Raw genomic sequence first — 17,748 nt, forward strand, 5'->3', positions numbered from 1 at the left:
ATTTCGATAACACACTTTTTTTGAGATGATTTCTACATGGTTACCTCTTCGTCTTCAGTCATTTACACCCCAGAACAGGTGCTACAAAATCGCGGGCGCGTTGCCATCTTTATTGATGGCTCCAACCTCTTCTACGCAGCACTGCAACTGGGCATTGAAATTGACTATTCAAAACTCCTCTGCCACTTGACCCAAGGCTCTCGGCTCTTTCGTTCCTTCTTTTACACCGGTGTTGACCCCACCAATGAAAAACAGCAGGGGTTTCTGCTGTGGATGCGCCGCAACGGCTACCGCGTGGTCTCCAAGGAACTCGTCCAACTGCCCGATGGCTCAAAAAAGGCGAACCTGGATGTGGAAATTGCCGTGGATATGATGGCGCTGGTGGGCTGCTATGACACCGCCATCTTGGTCAGTGGGGATGGAGATTTGGCCTATGCAGTGGATGCCGTCAGTTACCGAGGGGCACGGGTGGAGGTGGTGAGCTTGCGATCGATGACTAGCGATAGCCTGATTAACGTTGCCGATCGCTACATTGATCTTGAAAGCATCCGTGAAGAAATCCAAAAAGCGCCCCGCTCTACTTACACCTACCGCCCCGCCAGCGGTAGCTTAACGCCACCCCCCATTGTTACCCCTCACTGGGAACAAGAGACCTCCGAAAGGAAAGAGGCCACTGCTGCGGATGATTCAGCAAAGACTCTAGAGAATCTAGATCACAATGCCTCTGCCTAGAACTGCCCTCCTCCTGTGCCTTTTGCTGGCCTTGACAGGCTGCGGCTGGGTAGATCAATGGGTGGGTGAGGAGCCATCACCAGAACCAGAAGTCACAGGTGAGGTAAAGCTGCAAAATTTAACACTGCGGCAAACCAATGCAAGGGGTGAACTCCTCTGGTTACTGCAAGCGGCGGAAGCACGCTATCGCGATGCCGATCGCCGGCAGTTACAGATTCAAAACCTTAGCGGTGAGCTAAAAGCAGAGGGTAAGCCCGCCTATAAGGTGCAGGCCAAGGCGGTGAATGTACGCGAGCGGGAGGGTCAACTTTGGATCGAAGGCCGCACCACGGTCACCGATTTGCGGCAAAAGGGGACGATTATTGCCGATCAATTTGTCTGGCAGGGGAATCGCGGGGTACTCATTGCCCAGAAAAACCTGCAAGCCCGCTATCCCCAAGTCAGCGTTACCGCCCAGCGCCTGGAAGCGGATAATCAACGTCAAGAACTGCGTGCCCTCAAGAGGGTTCAGGTGACCTCGCCAGCCCAAGACGCTAAGGATTTGCGGCTGCATACGGAGAGTCTGGTGTGGCAGCAGCAGCCCAATCGGCTGTTGGCCGGGGGCATGGGTCAAGGAGGGGTTACGGTCGTGGGTGTAGGGGGCGATCGCCAAGGGCAACGGCTCCAAGCCCAAAGGGTAATCTGGTCAATTAGCGATCAAGTGGTCACCCTAGAAGGGGGAGTACAGGTGCAACTTCCCAACCCTGCCCTGCGGGTTGAGGGGGAAATGGTGCGCTGGCGGATTCCGCAGCAGCAGTTGGTGAGCGATCGCCCCCTGCGGGTACAATACCCCAGCCAAGGCATTCAAGGCCAAGCCAACCGCGGTGTTCTCCTGATTGCTGAAAACCGCGCCATTTTTGACAATGCCCAGATTAATAGTCAACCCCAGCAGGCGCAACTGCGCGCCCAGCGACTCAATTGGTGGATTCCCCAAGAACGGGTGGAAGCCAGCGGTCAAGTGGAAATCCAGCGCCCTAATGCCCATCTGCGCACCGCTCAACTGGTTTGGCGGATTCCCCAACAGGAAGTGGAAGCCCAGGGCGGCGTCTTTTACCGCCAGAGCAATCCCCGCATTCAAGTTCAGGGACAGCGGGCAAAAGGGTGGCTGGATCGCCAAGAGGTGATTGTCAGTGGCAGGGTTCAAAGTGAAGTCCCCGTGCAACTGCGCCTCCCCTAGACCTACAGTAGAGAGAGCAACAATCTTTGCTCTATGAGTGCTACGCCATTACAAATTCTTGACTTGGGGGGTGAGATTCTCCTTTTTCAGCGTTTGATTCCGGCACAGCAGTGTCAGCAGGTGATTGCTACGGCTGAGAAGGTGGGGTTTGAGGAGGCGCAAATTCTCATGGGGACGGTTGATCACTCAGTGCGCGGCGGCGGCGTCCTGCGCTTTGACCCCCAAGACCCCCGACAAGACATGATGCGGCAGATCCTTCTGCAAGCCACACAAACGATTCAAATCGTCCTCTACCAGCACTATGGGATTCGCTTTCCTGCAATTGAGAACTTTTCGATCCTGCGCTATCGAGTCGGCGAGGGCTATCGCCGCCATGTGGACAACCTCCTGCTGGCCAGTCGGCAAATGGAGCTGGCTCAAGGTATCCCGACGCGGGATGTGAGTCTGGTGGGCTATCTCAATGAGGATTTTCAGGGGGGAGAAACCTATTTCGATCGCCAAGGGGTAAAGGTCACGCCACGGACGGGGGATGTGGTGGTCTTTCCTGCCTACTATACCCATCCCCATGCCGCCTTGCCCGTGGTGCAGGGTACTAAATATGCCTTTGCCACTTGGTTATTCTATTGATGGACGATGATCAATCCTTTAGGCAGTAACTAGGCAACGACCATGAGTGAACCCCTGCGCTTCAAAACCTCGCCGCTGATTTCTGGAACACTGATGGCTCTCTATGGGGCACTCACCCTTCCTCTACCCTTTTTGGCAGTGCAGACGGCTGCCCCTGTTTCACCCTGGTTCCTATGGGGGGCGATCGCCTGTGGGGGTCTTTTGCTCTGGGGTGCCCTGAGTCAGCGGGTGGAACTCGACGCCCAAGGAATTCGGATCACCTATCCCCGCTGGGTTCCACCTTTTCTGCGGCGGCAGTGGCAACTGACTTGGTCAGAGATTCAAGGACTACAGCCCCGCAGCACCAGCCAAGGGGGCTTGGTGTATTACCTTGTAACTTCTGGGGGTCAGAGATACCTTCTCCCCATGCGGGTTGCAGGCTTTGCCCAAATGATGCGTGCCATTGAAGCCCATACGGGATTACCCACAGACATGATTAAGCCCCTTGCTCAGCCTTGGATGTACACTATTTTGGCCGTTTTGACGCTGTTACTGGGCACTGTAGATCTATGGATTCTAATGACTGTGGGATAATGGGGACGTACTTGCGTGCTGAGCGATGACCATGGGTGCAAATTGGTTTGTGCGGTATCTGCGTCGCGGCGTCGTGGGTTTGCTTTTGAGTATCCTATGCTGGTCAAGTATCGCAACGCTGCCGGCGATCGCCACCATTCCGGTGCGGCTTTTTGACCTGAGTTACCATGAATGTCCACCGGAAATTGGCGAGGGTTCAGTGACCTCAGGGGGAACGACCCTCAAGGCCAACTGCTACCTAATTACCGGCAAAGCAGAGAATAAATCCGGCAAAACGGTGGTGGATGCCGATGTCTTTGGCCGTATCTACGATGCCAATGGCAATCCAGTATTGCAAAACCGCACACGGGTCGGCACAATTGACGTGATCCCACCGGGGATTAGCGATTTTGAGATTCGCATTAGTGTGCCCTACAACCAACCAACACCTTTACAACTAGAGCAATTTAAGGCCTCTGGCTTTACGGCAAAAGTACGGGGTTAAGAACAAGCTGAATACAGCCTCAAACGCCGACTATGGGCAAAAATTGTGATACCTTAGAACGCTTGATGCTTCCTTTTCTTTAGGAAGACTATGCAGGGTCATGCCTAAGACAAAGGAATGGTTGGCGGTGGTTCCCTGTTCTGGTTGAAAAGACAAAGCATTGTCGTTGATGAACAGGTTTATCCATAGAGGTTTGGGTTCAGGTGCGCATTCCCCTCGACTATTACCAAGTGCTGGGTGTGCCGATTCAGGCAACGCCGGAGCAGATTGAACAGGCATTTCAAGAGCGGTTGTTGCAACTCCCCAGCCATCAGCACTCTCCCGCCACTGTTGCCGCCCGCCGTGAACTCATCGAGCAAGCCTATGCGGTTTTGCGAGAGCCGGAGCAGCGCCACACCTACGATCGCCACTGCCGTGTCATTGATTCCGATGATTTGATTGCCCAGTTGGAGGCCGATGCCACAGCTCCCCAACTTGAAATTAGTGATCAGCAATTCTCAGGGGCGCTCCTACTCCTCTATGAACTGGGCAACTACTCTGAAGTGGTCAAACTGGGGGAACAGTTTCTTAAAAGAGGCTCCCTAGATCTCAGCCATCCCTACATTCCCTCAGCCACTGTTGCCGACATTACCTTGACTGTGGCTTTAGCCTATCTGGAATTGGGACGCGAAGAATGGCAGCGGCAGTCCTACGAAGCAGCTGCCTCTCATCTAGAAGCCGGTCTGGGAGTGCTACAGCGGGCAACCCTCTTTCCTGAACTCCAAGAGCAGTTGCAGACGGAACTCAATCGGCTGCGTCCCTATCGCATTCTCGAGCTACTGGCCCTGCCTTTATCCGATAGTGTCAATCGGCAGCGGGGTATTCTATTACTGCGGCAGATGCTCAGCGATCGCGGGGGTATTGAAGGGCGCCATGAGGATCACTCTGGCCTAGGGGTTGAGGATTTTCTGAAATTTATTCTGCAACTGCGCAGCCATCTCACCGTAGCAGAGCAACAGGAACTCTTTGAACGGGAATCACGGCGTCCCTCGGCAGTGGCGACCTACCTTGCAGTCCATGCACTGGTGGCGCGGGGGATGCAGGAACTTCAGCCCAGCTATATTCGCCGCGCTAGGGATTTACTAGAGCGGCTGCTGCCCAATCAAGACATCTACCTTGAACTGGCCAGTTGTTTACTCCTACTGGGACAACCTGCTGCGGCATTGGCAGCGTTGGACAAATCCCAAGATCAGCAGAGTTTAGCCCTTATCCGCAGTTATTCCGGTGACTCCAGCGATCTGCTGCCGGGACTCTACTACTACACAGAGCAATGGCTACGGGAGGAAATTTACCCTGCCTTTCGGGACTTGGGGGAAACACCCGTGGCCTTGGATGCTTACTTTGGCGACCCCAATATCCAAACCTACTTAGAAGCGCTGAGTGACGACTCCCTTGCTGCTGAGTCACCTAACACCGGCACTGGGATACGTTCTGACGTGATCAAACCAGCAGTGGCTGTGCCGCCTCCCGTTTCCTTTACAGCAGAAACCTTGCCTTTGGAGTATCACACCGAGCTGGGTCAAGGGGTTTCTGCATCGCCTTCTACCTCTTCTTCCACCGTCACCGGCTCAGTGGCACCCCAACGCCGTCCCCATAAACGGTGCAGCATTCCAAGGAGTCAGCGCAAAAAACACCGGAGGTGGTTTTGGGCAGGGGTAGGAGTTGTGCTTGTGGGATTAGGAGCCTTAGCAAAGGTCTATTGGCCAACCTCCAGTCCTGAAGCTCCCCCCTCTCCACTGCCACCGCTGAGACCCACGCCTACACCTGTGGCAACGCCTACACCACCACCAACGACATTGGCGACAACGTTAACACCTGAGATGGCGCGCGATCGCCTTCGTACCTGGCAGCAAATTAAAGCCCAAGCCCTTGGGACGGGGTTTGAAATGGACAAACTGGCAACGATTTTGGCGGAGCCAGAGCTGAGCCGCTGGCGATCGCGGGCACAGGGATTGAAGTCCGAGGGCAGCCATTGGGTCTATACCCTGAAGACCCTAGAAGTGAAGGCAATACGTCCCCAAGGGAGCGATCGCGCAGAGGTCGTAGCGGAGATTCACGAGGATGCCCGTTTCTATGAACAGGGGGCACTGCGCAATGACATTTCCTACAGCGATCCCTACCGCGTCATTTACACCTTGATTCGGCGCGGAGATCAGTGGCTAATTCAACGCATGCAGGTGCTCAACTAAGGGGCATTTCCACTTGGCGGCCAAACTTGAGATTCAAAAGGGACAACCCCAGAATAAACAGGAATAAAACCAGTCCCATCGTGCAAGCGTAGTTAATTTCCAAACGCTGAAAGGCATTCTCGTAGATGTAATAAACAATAGTCTTGGAGCTATTGAGTGGCCCCCCTTGGGTCATTACATAGACCTCTTCAAAGACCTTAGTGGCAGAGATGGCCGAGAGAATGCTCACTAAGAAAATGTAGGGGCGCATCAAGGGCAATGTAATATCCCAATGTTGTTGCCATCCCTCACTGCCATCCAGTGCGGCTGCTTCGTAGAGTTCACGACTAATCCCCTGCAATCCTGCCAAATAAATCACCATGTAGTAGCCCAAGCCTTTCCAGACGGTGACGGCCATGACACTAAAGAGGGCGAGGTGGGGACTCGTCAGCCAAGGGATTGGGCTATCCCGCAGATGCAGACCCTGCACCAGTTGGTTCAGCAGACCATTGGGGGCATAGAGCCAGCGCCAAGCAATCCCCGCCACGACCATGGAGACAATCACCGGACTGTAATAAGCCGCCCGAAACCAGTGGATGCCCCGCAGGGGTTGATTGACCAAAATTGCCAGCAGCAGAGGGGCGATCGCCAGAATCGGCACCACAACAACCAGATAGAGGAAAGTGTTGGCCAACGTTTTCCAGAAGACGCCATCGCGCCACAACTGCACAAAATTGCCCCCTCCCACCCATACGGGCGGAGTCAGTAGATCGGTTTCATAGCGGCTGAAACTGAGGAAAAAGGCCTGTAGCGCCGGCCAAAAGACCGTCAGTGTCAGCAACCCTAGGGCAGGGGCAAGAAAAAAGTAGGGGGTGAGCGATCGCCCTTTCATTGGCTGCGGGGGTGTTGTTGACGATAGGCACGCATTTGCGCCACAAACTCGCCAAAGAGATAATCAGCATCGTGGGGGCCTGGACTGGCTTCAGGGTGATACTGCACCGAAAAAATCGGCAATGTTTGGTGCTTCAGACCGGCAACGGTGTGGTCATTGAGGTTAAAGTGGGTAATCTCAACGGGAGTTTGGGCAAGGGATTCTTCGGTGATGGCAAAGCCGTGGTTTTGGCTGGTAATTTCCACTTCCTGTGTCAGGCCAGCGGGCTGGTTCAACCCCCGGTGACCAAACTTGAGCTTAAAAGTCTCCGCCCCTAGGGAGAGACCCAACAACTGATGCCCCAGACAAATGCCAAACATAGGACGCTGCGCGGCCAGTAATTTGCGCACTGTTTCAATACCCTCTTGCACCGCCGCCGGATCACCGGGGCCATTGGAGAGGAAAATGCCGTCGGGGTCATAGCTGAGAATTGTTTCCGCTGGCGTATCCGCCGGCACGACAATCACACGGCAGCCATAGCTGGCCAAGCGACGAAGAATGTTGCGCTTCACGCCAAAGTCAATGGCCACCACCGTCAAGGGTGGCTCTTCGGTGGCGGTTTGGGGACGAAATTCCCAAGCGGGCGGTGTGGGTTCTGTCCATTCATAGGGGGTGCGAGTAGTCACCACCTTGGTTAGATTTTGCCCCTGCATGCTGGGAGCGGCAAGGACTTTTTGCAGCAGTTCAACAGGATCAAGAATTTCAGTGGAAATGCCGCCATTCATGGCACCGGCGGTGCGAATTTTGCGAGTAAGAGCACGGGTGTCAATTCCATAAATAGCGGGAATACGATGGGCTTTGAGGTAATCGGGCAAGGATTGTTGGGATCGCCAGTTACTGGGAATATCACAGACATTACGAGCGACGGCACCGCGCACTTGGGGGCGATCGGATTCATCATCTTCAGGGGTGATTCCCGTATTGCCCAACTCAGGGTAAGTGAATGTCACAATTTGACCACAATAGCTCGGGTCAGTGAGCACCTCTTGATAACCCGTCATGCCCGTATTAAAGACCACTTCGCCAATGGCTGTCCCCGGTGCTCCAAAGGAAAAACCGCGAAAGACTGAACCATCGGCGAGAACCAGCAGGGCGGGTGTAGGCATTGCAATATCTCCAACTGGGGAAGCCCAATAGTTTATTCTGCATGATAAAGCCAACCGTTAAGTGCACAGAGCTTGTCTCCTGTTTTGATTTCCCTACCTGCGGCGACTCACTTGCTCTGTCAGGTAATCTGCGGCGGTGGCCACCAGCGGAATAATGCGGGCATAGGGCATCCGCGTCGGCCCTAAAATACCGACACTGCCCACAGGGGAGTTGCCATAGCAATAGCAGGAATAGACCAATGTACAGGACTGCATCGGCGCTAGGGCATTTTCACTGCCAATGCGGATTTGCACTTGCGAGGGGGCTTGGCTATCAGCACTGATGAGAGGAGCCAGTTGATCCTGTTGGTCTTCGAGAAGATGCAGCAGCATTTGCACCTGCTCCACTTGGGAAAATTCCGGCTGCTGGAGGAGATCAGCAAGGCCGGTGATGACAAAGGAAGTCCCCTGCTGGCTATAGCGATCGCTCAATTGTTGTAGCAAGGTCTGAAGCTGCTGACTGTAGGCCTGAAATTCTAAATCCAGTTTTTGCCAGTCAATGGTGCTGAGTTCCACCAGCGATCGCCCCTGTAACTGGTGATTGAGAAAGTTTGTCAATACCTGTAGGGTGCGCTCCCGCAGCTCAGGGTCTTCTTCCCCTTGATCCAATTGGATCAGTGCCGACTGGGTTTCGTAGGTATCAAGAACAAGGATGACCATCACCTGCTGCGGCTCTAAGGACACCAGTTGAATTACCCGAATCTGCCGCTCCAAGCGATTGGGGAGTGTAATTAGCGTAATGTAGCCACTAAGGTCCGACAACAACTGTGCCGCCTGGCGCAAAATGACCTCAAGGCGTTGCTGTCCCGAAGTGAGGCGCTCACTCAAGAGACTTTCGGCTTTGCGAGCCACATCGGGAATAGGCTGGATCAATTCATCCACATAAACGCGGTAGCCAGAATCGGAGGGTACCCGTCCGGCGGAAGTGTGGGGCTGGTAAAGCAGGCCGCTTTTTTCAAGGAGCAGCATGGTATTGCGCACTGTGGCCGGACTCACGTTCAGGTTGTACTCCGTGGCGATCGCCTTTGAGCCGACGGGTTCGGCCGTGGCAATGTAATGGTTAATTGTGGCGCCAAGAATTTTCTTTTGGCGATCGCTGAGTTCAATCGTCATAACCCCTTACACCTGTGATTTCTTATTGATGTTTTTATTTATTTATTTTAATTTAATTTTGATTTAATCTATAAACTAGTGTTCCCATTTCGGCAGTGATGTGCTGCAACGGCTGCGAGGGCTAATTTTGCCCAGAGAATGCCGGAAGTGCTTAAGGGGCATTGCCAATAGGTGATTTCCCAATCAATTGCAGATGGACAGACTAAGCCTGGGGCAACGGCTCGTGACCTCTATGGCACGCAAAACTCCCGTAGATAGAACCGTTCCTCCGCCGCTAGCCGGTACTGGAATTGGGGCTGACCCAAGGTAACTGCCAGTTGCAAGAGATTCCAAGGGGGCGATTGTGCCTGCTGTGTCTCAACTTGCGCTCGTTCTCCCGCCAGTTTATAGGGGCGCAGTTGGGCTGCCCTTGGCCTTCTAGTTCACTCCAAGGAGGAGCAGTTGAGCTTCGTTAAGCGGGCGATCGCTCACTTCCACCACCGTTTAGCCGAGGCCACTTAACCGCTACAGCCAGTATCGTAGCTGTGGACAGGCAGTACCTAGGGGTTAATCTTCAACCGCCCGCCAGAGGGGATCAACGTACTCGTAGGCAATAATAACCACACCCTACGCAGCCATGATCCTCATGATCAGGAGGTCATTATTAGGCCATCGCCGGTACCAGTGTTGGATGAGGGTTGGGCATTGCATCCGGCGGCAACCCATAGATGGAGTTATAGAGGGCATTATAGGCCAGTGCTGATTTTGTCCAGCTAAAGTCCTCACGCATACCCCGCTGCTGAAGGGCGTGCCACTCCCGTTTGTAGCGATAGCCTTCCCAAGCCCGCACCAGACAGGTATAGAAGTCAAGGGGTTCATAGCGATCAAAACAGTAGCCCGTTCCCGTCTGTTTCTCTGGGTCGTGGTGAGAGACCGTATCCACCAGACCCCCTGTGCGGCGTACAATCGGCACACAGCCGTAGCGCAGGGCAATCATTTGGGAAATACCACAGGGTTCAAACCGACTCGGCATAGCGAAGGCATCGGCACCCCCATAAATCCGCCGTGACAGCACATCACTGTAGAGCAACTGCACACTACAGCGCCCCGGAAACCGCGAGGCAATTTGCCACATCTGGGTTTCATAGTAGCGATCGCCCGTCCCCAAAAGCACAAACTGGCTATCGGTGTAAGCCAAAAAACGATCCAAAACCTGAATCAGTAGGTCTAGACCCTTTTGCTCCACCAAGCGGGTAACCATCCCCACTAAGAAAGCACCGGAGTTCACCTCTAGTCCCAGTTCCTCTTGCAGGGCAATTTTGTTAGCCTTGCGTCGCTCTAGGGTATCCACGGTGTAATTTTGGGCAAGGGCGCGATCGGTACTGGGATCAAAAACCTCTGTATCAATGCCGTTGAGAATCCCCGAGAGCTTGCCACTAATGAACGACAACAGCCCCTCCAGTTTCTCACCGTATTCGGGCGTTTTGATCTGTTCGGCGTAGGTGGGCGAAACAGTATTGACGCGATCGGCATATTGCAGTGCCGCCGCCATTGTGTTGTGCCCCTGCATGTACCACGGACACCAAGTGATTTGCTCGAGACGCCACCGCCAAGGCCCCTGATAGGCCAAGTTGTGGATTGTGAACACCGTGGTAATGTCGGGGTCTTGGTGCATCCAGACGGGGATCATCCCCGTGTGCCAATCGTGGCAATGGATAATCTGGGGCTTCCAGTAGTTCCAAGCAAATTCTGCTGCCCCATTGGCAAAGAAAGTGAACCGCCAGTCCTCATCTTCGCCATAGTAGATGCGGCGGGGATTAAAGCAGGGATGGCCAAAAAGGTAAAGGGGAACATCCGACCCCGGCAAGACGGTTTCATAGACATGGAATGTCTGAAACATGGCATGGCCAATCCAGATGGGCTCCTTGGGAATCTCTACCTTATCGGGCAAAAAGCCGTAGTAGGGCAAAAAAATGCGCACATCATGCCCCATGCGGCGTAACACCTTGGGCAGGGAGCCAACCACATCTCCCATGCCCCCCACCTTCGCAAGCGGTGCCGCCTCGGCAGCCACAAATAGAATTCGCATGATCCTCCTGAACCTGTCTTTGGCCAATTCTGCGAGCAACGTAATTGCCGTTAACCTACCACAAGTGCGGCACAATTTGGCGTAGGATTGCTCTTAAATAGGTTTTTATCGGTCTTTGGAATTACAGCCCCTATGACAGAGTCTCCCCTTGTGCAACGGGTCAAGGAAGTTCATGCGCAGGCGCGTGTGTTGGCCACCCTGAGTGCTTCTGCCCGCAATGAGGCGCTAGAACAGGTGGCCTGTGCCCTTGAGGACGCCAGGGAGGAGATTTTGGCAGCCAATGCAACTGATTGTGAGCAAGCCAAGGCCAATGACCTCAACCCTTCCCTCTATGCCCGCTTAGAACTCAGTCCCAGTAAATTGGCAGCAGCGATCGCCGGGATGCGTCAAGTGGCAGCCCTCCCCGATCCCCTTGGGCAGCGCCAACTCCATCGCGAATTGGACACCGGCTTAATTTTGAGTCGGGTCACCTGCCCCTTAGGGGTACTGGGGGTGATCTTTGAGGCGCGCCCCGACGCAGTGGTGCAGATTGCTTCTTTGGCCATCAAATCGGGGAACGGCGCCATTCTCAAGGGGGGACAGGAGGCTCGTTGCTCCTGCCAAGCAATTATGCAGGCTATTCACAGGGGGCTGGAGAAATCGGCGGTGCCCGCGGGGGCGATCGCCCTCCTCACCGATCGCGCTGAAGTGGTTGAACTGTTGGGTCTGGATCAATGGGTGGATCTCATCATTCCGCGTGGCTCCAATGAGTTTGTGCGCTATATCCAAAACAACACCCGCATTCCTGTGCTCGGTCATGCCGATGGCCTGTGTCACCTCTATGTGGATGTGGCTGCCGATATTGAGAAGGCGATCGCCATTACCCTCGACGCCAAAACCCAGTACCCCGCTGCTTGCAATGCCATTGAGACCCTGCTGGTGCACCAAGGAATTGCCACAGAGTTTCTACCCAAAGTGGCGGCAGCTCTCCAAAATGCCGGTGTTGAACTGCGGGGAGACACTCTTGCCCGCGAATTGGTGCCCATGACCCCTGCCACGGACGCCGACTGGGCCACGGAATACTGTGATCTCATCCTTTCTATTAGGATTGTTCCCGATCTCGATGCCGCATTGGAGCACATTGCCACCTATGGATCGGGACACACGGAAGCCATTGTGACCGAGGATGCCGCCGCCGCCGCCCGTTTTCTCCAAGAAGTGGATGCCGCTGGCGTCTTTCACAACTGCTCCACCCGCTTTGCCGATGGATTCCGCTATGGCTTTGGCGCGGAAGTTGGCATTAGTACCCACAAGTTGCCACCGCGAGGGCCCGTGGGGTTAGAGGGATTAGTGACCTACAAATATCAACTGGTGGGGAATGGCCACATTGTTGCAACCTATAGCGGAGCTAATGCCAAGCCCTTTACCCATCGCGATCTAGAATCTTAATGAATTTAAGGGATTATTAAGCAACAAACAAAGCCAATTTTTCTGTTTCAGAATGGAGAGGTAGGGCAATCTTGATTGAACCACCGTGCAGAGAATGACCTCTGTAAAGGTTGCCTCTTAAGTGTCTGTTGGCAATGGAGTGCGTGCTTGACCCAGTGTCTTGCAAAGGGGGTAATCTGTGGTTGTCAACGGACAGTTGTGACTTGGGAGTCGCGCGCACTTAGGTGATTGACGGATTCAAGATAGCAAAGGGAGCCAAAAACATTCAAAGCTTTAGCGGCTCAAACCCGGCTGTTTCCTCTTTAGGGGCACAGCAAGCAGCCAGTGAATCAAAAAAACGTAAGGTTTAGGAGTATAACAATGACTCAATCAATCCCAAGACCAACCCGTGAAATAACCGATCGAGAAACAGCATTTGTTTTAGAACTTCATTCCTTAAGCTGCAAAGATCTACCCTTGGTGGGGGGTAAAAACTCTTCCTTAGGGGAAATGCTCCAACAACTGACTCCCAAAGGTATTAATGTCCCCGACGGTTTTGCAACAACGGCCTATGCCTACCGTTACTTTATCCAAGCGGGCAATCTGGAAGCCCAATTGCGGCGGCTTCTTGAAGGCCTTGATGTTGAGGATGTCACAGAACTCCACCGCGTCGGTCAGGCAATCCGCTCCCTGATTTTGCATACGCCCTTTCCCCCAGAATTGACGGATGCCATTGCGGCCGCTTACCAAAAAATGTGCGATCGCTACGGCCCCAATACAGACGTGGCGGTTCGCTCCAGTGCCACCGCTGAGGATCTCCCTGACGCCAGCTTTGCCGGTCAGCAGGAAACCTACCTGAATGTCCATGGCCTCAAGGGCGTTCTCGATGCCTGTCATCGCTGTTTTGCCTCGCTCTTTACAGACCGCGCAATCTCCTACCGCCAAATCAAGGGCTTTGACCACTTCAGTGTGGCCCTGTCGGTGGGGGTACAAAAAATGGTGCGCTCCGACTTGGCCTGCTCTGGCGTCATGTTCTCCATTGACACAGAAACTGGCTTCAAGGACGCTGCCCTGATTACCGCCGCCTATGGTCTGGGTGAAAACGTTGTTCAAGGGGCGGTTAACCCCGATGAATATCTGGTCTTTAAGCCAACGTTGAAGGCGGGCTACAAACCCATCCTGAAAAAGGCCCTTGGTACCAAAGAAATCCGCATGGTCTATGACCTTGGCGGGACAAAGCTCACCCGCAATGAACCCGTGCCTGAGACGCTGCGGAAACAATTTGCCCTCACGGACGAAGAAATTCTCACCCTTGGTCGCTGGGCCTGTCTCATTGAGGAGCACTACTCCAGCCTGCGGGGCACCTATACCCCCATGGACATCGAGTGGGCAAAAGATGGCATCAGTGGGGAACTCTTCATTGTCCAAGCGCGCCCTGAGACCGTCCAATCCCAAAAAGCAACGAACGTCCTGCATACCTACCATCTGGAGGAAAAAGGACCGCTCCTTGCCACAGGTCGCGCTGTGGGCGAAATGGTTGGCCAAGGTCGTGCCCGCGTCATCCTCAATGTCAGCAATATCGATCAGTTCCAAGCGGGAGAGGTGTTGGTAACCCACCGCACGGATCCTGACTGGGAGCCAATTATGAAAAAAGCCAGTGCCATTGTCACCGATCAGGGGGGACGCACCTGTCATGCGGCAATTATTGCCCGTGAGTTGGGGATTCCCGCCATTGTCGGCTGTGGCGATGCCACGGTAACAATTCCCAATGGGGTTGAGGTCACCGTTTCCTGTGCCGAGGGAGAAGAGGGGCATGTCTATCAGGGATTGCTGCCCTTCCATGTGGAGGAAGTGGCTCTAGAAAATCTGCCGCGTACCCGCACCCAAATCCTGATGAATGTAGGCAACCCCGAGGAGGCCTTTAGCTTGGCAGCCATTCCCAATGATGGGGTGGGGTTGGCACGTATGGAGTTTATCATTGCCAATCACATTCAAGCCCATCCTTTAGCCCTGCTGCACTACGATGAGCTGACGGATGAGGCTGCAAAGCTAAAAATCGCTGAACTGACCCAGCAGTACACCGACAAGGCAGAATACTTTGTGGATAAGCTCGCCCAGGGAATTGGGACAATTGCAGCCGCCTTCTATCCCAAGCCCGTGGTGGTGCGCATGTCCGACTTCAAGAGCAACGAGTACGCCAACCTGTTGGGTGGTCGCCAGTTTGAACCCCATGAAGAAAACCCCATGATTGGCTGGCGGGGGGCGTCTCGGTACTACGACCCCAACTATGCCGAAGGCTTTGCCTTGGAATGCCGCGCCATGAAGAAGGTGCGCGATGAGATGGGGCTGACGAATGTGATTCTAATGATTCCCTTCTGTCGCACCCCAGAGGAAGGGCGGCGGGTGCTGGCGGAGATGGCCAAACATGGGCTGAAGCAGGGGGAAAATGGTCTCCAAGTCTATGTGATGTGTGAACTGCCGAGTAACGTGGTGCTTGCAGATGCCTTTGCCGAAGTCTTTGATGGCTTTTCCATCGGCTCCAACGACTTGACGCAACTCACGCTGGGGTTGGATCGCGATTCGGCCTTGGTGGCGCATCTATTTGATGAACGCAATGAGGCAGTGAAGCGGATGGTGGCACAAGCCATTCAAACGGCGAAGGCCAAGGGGCGCAAAATCGGCATCTGTGGTCAAGCCCCCAGTGACTATCCTGAGTTTGCCCAATTCTTGGTGGCGCAGGGGATTGACTCCATTAGCCTCAACCCCGACTCGGTTCTGAAGACAATGTTGCAAATTGCGGAGGCTGAAAAACAAGCCTAGAGGGCACAACCCCGCAGCAACTCCTAAGGTGAGGGCAGGGAATTGCAGCCGCGATCGCTCTGCCCTTTTCTGTAGGGGACGTAACCCAGTAGGATCAAGGGAACCAAGTGGAGGATCTCGGCGTGGATGCAGCGGCAATTCAGGAACTTCTCGCTTCGGCGGAGGTGAGCAATCGCCTGCGGGGAATTAATCAACTGCGCACATTGCCCCCTGAAGTGGCCTTTGCCCTCATCCAACCCCTGAGCCAAGATGAGAATGCCCGTGTCCGCTACGCTGCGGTGAGTCAAATTGCCAGCCTAGGGCACGTTGACCTTCACCAAGCCCATGAGCTGTTGCGCGATCGCCTGCTCCACGACAGCGAAACCGATGTCCGCGCCGCAGCAGCAGATGCCATGGCTGCCCTACGGGTTCCCTTTGCCCTTGAAGATCTAGAAACGGCCTACCACAGTACAAATGACTGGCTATTGCAATTTAGTATCATTGCGGCCTTGGGTGCACTGGGGAACCCAGCGGCAGTTGGGCTACTCACGGAGGCCCTCAATAGTCCCCAAGAATTGGTGAAACTGGCAGCGATTGGTTCTTTGGGGGAATTGAAACAACCCGCAAGCATTGAGCATCTGCGGCCGTTTGTCGAGTATCCCGATTGGCAAGTCCGCCATCGGCTGGCGATCGCCCTCGGTCAAATTGGCACCCCTGAAGCTTGCCCGCTTCTGGAACAATTGGCCACGGATTCGGCCGCAGCGGTTGCTGAAGCAGCTCGCACCAGTTTGGCACAGTTGACCACTTAGAATGGGTTACACCCTACCCGTTTTTGCGACGGCGGCGGCAGTGGCTGCCCTGCGATGCCTCACCGAAGGCACCTGCCCTCAAGAGGTGACCCTTGCCCTGCTGCGCCCCAACCGCTGTGAAACTTTTACCATTGCCCAAGGGGCGCCCTTAGATTCCCAACAGGCTTTGGCAATTACCTACAGCGAACCCAGCGATCCCCTTGATCTGACGCGGCATACTCCAATCTGGGCTTGGGTGCGCTGGCAAGACCCCGCCACTTCCCCCCAAATTCACATTGACGGTGGTTTTGGCGTGGGGCGCGATCGCACCACCGGCGAGGCGGCTATCTACCGCTATGCGCGGTTGCTGTTGACCACTAACCTCTTGCTCTACTGTCCCAAGGAGCGGGCGATCGCCGTCACCATTGTTCTGCCTCAGGGACGCGACTTAGCAGAGCGCACCTCAAATGCAGCTTTTGGCATTGTTGAGGGACTCTCGCTGTTGGGCACAACTGCCCTCGCGCAACCTCTGACTGCCCCTGAGCAACTGGAGCACTACCGAGAAGACCTCAGGCAAAAGGCCGGTCAATCTCCTACCTTGGTTTTCTGTATTGGCGAGAACGGTCTTCAGGTGGCACAACAGCTCCAAATCCCCCCTTCCCTCTGTGTAAAAACTGCCAATTGGCTAGGCCCGATGCTGGTGGCAGCAGCGCAACACCATGTTCAGCAGCTACTCCTGTTGGGCTACCACGGCAAACTTATTAAATTGGCGGGGGGCATTTTTCACACACATCACCACATTGCTGACGCTCGCCAAGAGATCCTCACTGCCTTTTGTGCTCTTGCAGGTTTGCATCAAAATATTCTGCACCAGATATGGCAAGCACCCACCATTGAAGCTGCCCTCAAGTCTTTAGAAACGTTGGCTCCCCAAGCCCTATCCCAAATTCTCCGCCACATTGCCAACCGCATTGAGGAACGAGCTATTGCCTATATCCATACCCATTGTGCCGCTCCCCTGGGACGGTCATTACAAGTAGGTTGTGCCTTGTTTGGGCGCGATCGCCAAATTGTCACCACGGGCAAAGTCGGAGACCTAATTTTGAGCAGAATTTACAGGCAGTAGGCCATGGGCTATAATAAGGATGAATTTAGTAGAAACTGTACCAATACTTATGAATACAAAAGGCCGTCTTCTTGACCGCGAAGAAGTCATTCGTTTTCTTCCCGACGAATGTAGAAGGTCAAAAGCCATTCGTGAAATGCTCAATAGTAGCGCTGTTTATCCAGCAGAATTTCTATGGTTTATTTATCGCAATCCTGATGCGATTCCACCACTCTTGGAAGGCGCTGTAGCAAGAGTCATGATGCTTGATAAAACAGGTTGGCATAGGGGAACCGTTCGACTAGAACTTGTGTTCTATCCCGACGAAGAAACTGCTGACACTAATGTTTCCGGTGAAATCAGGGATGCCAATAATGAAACTAACAATGTCAGCGATGAAACTAGTCCCAGTGAATCTTCCTCTCAAAGCTAGAACTTAGATTCTAAGGGATGTTTCTTTCTCTCGTTCAGCGCGTACAGCGCTGGCAGGCTTTGGATGTATAGTGCAGACGCACGACATCCACGTTGACGCCCGCCGCCATCGCCTTGTACC

General features: G+C 54.1%; 15 protein-coding genes. 11 read left to right on the forward strand and 4 right to left on the reverse strand.

The window, feature by feature from the left end; genetic code table 11:
* Positions 1 to 36 precede the first annotated feature (36 nt).
* From Q0683_RS00250 to Q0683_RS00275, 6 genes are all read left to right on the forward strand, one after another.
* The gene (locus Q0683_RS00250; RefSeq protein WP_298612046.1) at positions 37 to 732 is read left to right on the forward strand and encodes an NYN domain-containing protein; all 696 of its coding nucleotides are present in this window, start codon (positions 37 to 39) and stop codon (positions 730 to 732) included.
* Positions 719 to 1,948, forward strand: a complete 1,230-nt coding sequence (lptC, locus tag Q0683_RS00255; protein WP_298975607.1) for an LPS export ABC transporter periplasmic protein LptC — start codon at positions 719 to 721, stop codon at positions 1,946 to 1,948. Before Q0683_RS00250 ends, lptC begins: the two co-directional genes overlap by 14 nt.
* A gap of 33 nt (positions 1,949 to 1,981) precedes the next feature.
* Positions 1,982 to 2,575: a 2OG-Fe(II) oxygenase gene (locus Q0683_RS00260; RefSeq protein ID WP_298617692.1), complete on the forward strand. Its 594-nt coding sequence runs from the start codon at positions 1,982 to 1,984 to the stop codon at positions 2,573 to 2,575.
* 42 nt (positions 2,576 to 2,617) lie between these two features.
* Positions 2,618 to 3,148 (forward strand): hypothetical protein, encoded by a 531-nt coding sequence (locus tag Q0683_RS00265; RefSeq protein ID WP_298613302.1) that lies wholly within the window; start codon positions 2,618 to 2,620, stop codon positions 3,146 to 3,148.
* 25 nt (positions 3,149 to 3,173) lie between these two features.
* On the forward strand, positions 3,174 to 3,632 hold the full coding sequence (locus tag Q0683_RS00270; protein WP_298975612.1) for a hypothetical protein: 459 nt from the start codon (positions 3,174 to 3,176) through the stop codon (positions 3,630 to 3,632).
* A gap of 203 nt (positions 3,633 to 3,835) precedes the next feature.
* A complete protein-coding gene (locus Q0683_RS00275) occupies positions 3,836 to 5,860 on the forward strand; it encodes an IMS domain-containing protein (RefSeq protein ID WP_298975615.1) in 2,025 nt (674 codons plus the stop codon).
* Here the strand turns inward: Q0683_RS00275 and Q0683_RS00280 are convergent.
* From Q0683_RS00280 to glgA, 4 genes are all read right to left on the reverse strand, one after another.
* On the reverse strand, positions 5,853 to 6,731 hold the full coding sequence (locus tag Q0683_RS00280; protein WP_298613293.1) for a carbohydrate ABC transporter permease: 879 nt from the start codon (positions 6,729 to 6,731) through the stop codon (positions 5,853 to 5,855). The two genes, Q0683_RS00275 and Q0683_RS00280, sit on opposite strands and share 8 nt — an antisense overlap.
* On the reverse strand, positions 6,728 to 7,876 hold the full coding sequence (carA, locus tag Q0683_RS00285; RefSeq protein WP_298613290.1) for a glutamine-hydrolyzing carbamoyl-phosphate synthase small subunit: 1,149 nt from the start codon (positions 7,874 to 7,876) through the stop codon (positions 6,728 to 6,730). Before carA ends, Q0683_RS00280 begins: the two co-directional genes overlap by 4 nt.
* Before the next feature lie 93 nt (positions 7,877 to 7,969).
* Entirely contained in the window at positions 7,970 to 9,028 is a 1,059-nt protein-coding gene (gene hrcA, locus Q0683_RS00290; RefSeq protein WP_298617685.1) for a heat-inducible transcriptional repressor HrcA, read from the reverse strand.
* 643 nt (positions 9,029 to 9,671) lie between these two features.
* Entirely contained in the window at positions 9,672 to 11,096 is a 1,425-nt protein-coding gene (gene glgA / locus Q0683_RS00295) for a glycogen synthase GlgA (RefSeq protein ID WP_298612875.1), read from the reverse strand.
* 132 nt (positions 11,097 to 11,228) lie between these two features.
* Between glgA and Q0683_RS00300 the strand changes: the two genes are divergently transcribed.
* From Q0683_RS00300 to Q0683_RS00320, 5 genes are all read left to right on the forward strand, one after another.
* Positions 11,229 to 12,524: a glutamate-5-semialdehyde dehydrogenase gene (locus Q0683_RS00300; RefSeq protein ID WP_298612873.1), complete on the forward strand. Its 1,296-nt coding sequence runs from the start codon at positions 11,229 to 11,231 to the stop codon at positions 12,522 to 12,524.
* 360 nt (positions 12,525 to 12,884) lie between these two features.
* Entirely contained in the window at positions 12,885 to 15,323 is a 2,439-nt protein-coding gene (gene ppsA / locus Q0683_RS00305; protein WP_298975622.1) for a phosphoenolpyruvate synthase, read from the forward strand.
* Positions 15,324 to 15,430: 107 nt separating this feature from the next.
* Positions 15,431 to 16,111, forward strand: a complete 681-nt coding sequence (locus Q0683_RS00310; RefSeq protein WP_298612867.1) for a HEAT repeat domain-containing protein — start codon at positions 15,431 to 15,433, stop codon at positions 16,109 to 16,111.
* A gap of 1 nt (position 16,112) precedes the next feature.
* A complete protein-coding gene (gene cbiD / locus Q0683_RS00315; RefSeq protein ID WP_298975626.1) occupies positions 16,113 to 17,216 on the forward strand; it encodes a cobalt-precorrin-5B (C(1))-methyltransferase CbiD in 1,104 nt (367 codons plus the stop codon).
* Positions 17,217 to 17,235: 19 nt separating this feature from the next.
* Positions 17,236 to 17,628: a hypothetical protein gene (locus tag Q0683_RS00320; protein WP_298612861.1), complete on the forward strand. Its 393-nt coding sequence runs from the start codon at positions 17,236 to 17,238 to the stop codon at positions 17,626 to 17,628.
* The last annotated feature ends 120 nt before the right edge of the window (positions 17,629 to 17,748 follow it).

The organism is uncultured Thermosynechococcus sp. (assembly GCF_938074695.1).
Taxonomy (GTDB): domain Bacteria; phylum Cyanobacteriota; class Cyanobacteriia; order Thermosynechococcales; family Thermosynechococcaceae; genus Thermosynechococcus.

Excerpts from the sequence above, each read along its gene's own strand:
- ppsA (WP_298975622.1), top strand. The coding sequence starts at position 12,885 with ATGACTCAATCAATCCCAAGACCAACCCGTGAAATAACCGATCGAGAA.
- cbiD (WP_298975626.1), top strand. The coding sequence starts at position 16,113 with ATGGGTTACACCCTACCCGTTTTTGCGACGGCGGCGGCAGTGGCTGCC.
- Q0683_RS00300 (WP_298612873.1), top strand. The coding sequence starts at position 11,229 with ATGACAGAGTCTCCCCTTGTGCAACGGGTCAAGGAAGTTCATGCGCAG.
- Q0683_RS00270 (WP_298975612.1), top strand. The coding sequence starts at position 3,174 with ATGACCATGGGTGCAAATTGGTTTGTGCGGTATCTGCGTCGCGGCGTC.
- glgA (WP_298612875.1), bottom strand. The coding sequence starts at position 11,096 with ATGCGAATTCTATTTGTGGCTGCCGAGGCGGCACCGCTTGCGAAGGTG.
- lptC (WP_298975607.1), top strand. The coding sequence starts at position 719 with ATGCCTCTGCCTAGAACTGCCCTCCTCCTGTGCCTTTTGCTGGCCTTG.
- Q0683_RS00280 (WP_298613293.1), bottom strand. The coding sequence starts at position 6,731 with ATGAAAGGGCGATCGCTCACCCCCTACTTTTTTCTTGCCCCTGCCCTA.
- Q0683_RS00250 (WP_298612046.1), top strand. The coding sequence starts at position 37 with ATGGTTACCTCTTCGTCTTCAGTCATTTACACCCCAGAACAGGTGCTA.
- Q0683_RS00320 (WP_298612861.1), top strand. The coding sequence starts at position 17,236 with ATGAATTTAGTAGAAACTGTACCAATACTTATGAATACAAAAGGCCGT.
- Q0683_RS00265 (WP_298613302.1), top strand. The coding sequence starts at position 2,618 with ATGAGTGAACCCCTGCGCTTCAAAACCTCGCCGCTGATTTCTGGAACA.
- Q0683_RS00260 (WP_298617692.1), top strand. The coding sequence starts at position 1,982 with ATGAGTGCTACGCCATTACAAATTCTTGACTTGGGGGGTGAGATTCTC.
- hrcA (WP_298617685.1), bottom strand. The coding sequence starts at position 9,028 with ATGACGATTGAACTCAGCGATCGCCAAAAGAAAATTCTTGGCGCCACA.
- carA (WP_298613290.1), bottom strand. The coding sequence starts at position 7,876 with ATGCCTACACCCGCCCTGCTGGTTCTCGCCGATGGTTCAGTCTTTCGC.